Source organism: Actinomadura sp. 21ATH (genome assembly GCF_041951345.1).
Lineage (GTDB): Bacteria > Actinomycetota > Actinomycetes > Streptosporangiales > Streptosporangiaceae > Spirillospora.
The window spans coordinates 1-1,116 of the sequence record NZ_JBGNUR010000043.1; the positions used below are offsets into that span (position 1 = coordinate 1).

Below are 1,116 nucleotides of genomic sequence, written 5' to 3' on the forward strand. Positions count from 1 at the left end.
CTAGCTGTACTGACCCGGGAGGTTGCGAACGCGGTGGACACGGTCGGATGATCTTGAAGTGAGGGAGGGCCTCCGGGTTCGGTGTGGATTGCGACATCTACGCCGATCGCCAGGAGGCCCTCATGCCCCACCGTAACGCCCCGCTGACCGAGACCGGACGCCTGCGCCTGGCCCGTTGCGTGGTCGAGGACGGGTGGCCGCTGCGGCGGGCCGCCGAGCGATTCCAGGTCTCACCCGCCACGGCCCGGCGGTGGGCCGCCCGCTACCGGCAGCTGGGCGAGGCCGGGATGGCCGACCGGTCCAGCCGCCCGCACCACAGCCCGCGCCGGACCCCGGCCCGCACCGAGCGCCGCATCATCAAGGTGCGGGTGCTGCGCCGGTGGGGACCGGCCCGCATCGCCTACCTGCTCGGCCTCAACCCGGCCACCGTGCACCGGGTCCTGACCCGGCACGGCCTGGCCCGCCTGCGGCACCTGGACCGCGCCACCGGCCGGCCCGTCCGCCGCTACGAACACCCGGCGCCCGGCGACCTGGTCCACGTCGACATCAAGAAACTCGGCAACATCCCCGACGGCGGCGGCCACAAGGTGCACGGCCGCGCCGCCGGCGGCCGCAACTCCAGCGCCCACCGCGACCCCGCCCGGCCCCGCAAGACCTCCAGCCACCCCAACCTCGGATACGGCTACCTGCACAACGCCGTCGACGACCACTCCCGCCTGGCCTACACCGAAATCCTTCCCGACGAGACCAAAGAGACGGCCGCTGCGTTCTGGAACCGGGCGCAGGCGTTCTTCAACGACGCCGGGATCACCGTCGCCCGGGTGCTGACCGACAACGGATCGTGTTACCGCTCGCGGCTGTGGCGCGACACCCTGGCCGCGGCCGGCGTCGTCCATAAGCGCACCCGCCCCTACCGGCCGCAGACCAACGGCAAGGTCGAACGCTACAACCGCACCCTGCTCGACGAATGGGCCTATCACCAGCCCTACGCCTCCGAGACCCAACGCCGCCGGGCGCTACCGCGATGGCTGCACACCTACAATCACCACCGCGGCCACACCGCACTCGGCGGACAACCACCCGCCAGCCGCGTTCCCAACCTCACGGGACAGAACA

Annotated in this window: 1 protein-coding gene; it reads left to right on the forward strand. The window is 72.0% G+C overall.

The window, feature by feature from the left end; genetic code table 11:
• Positions 1-122: 122 nt before the first annotated feature.
• Positions 123-1,116: IS481 family transposase (locus ACA361_RS42255; RefSeq protein ID WP_375020791.1), on the forward strand; the 994-nt coding region annotated here is incomplete at its 3' end.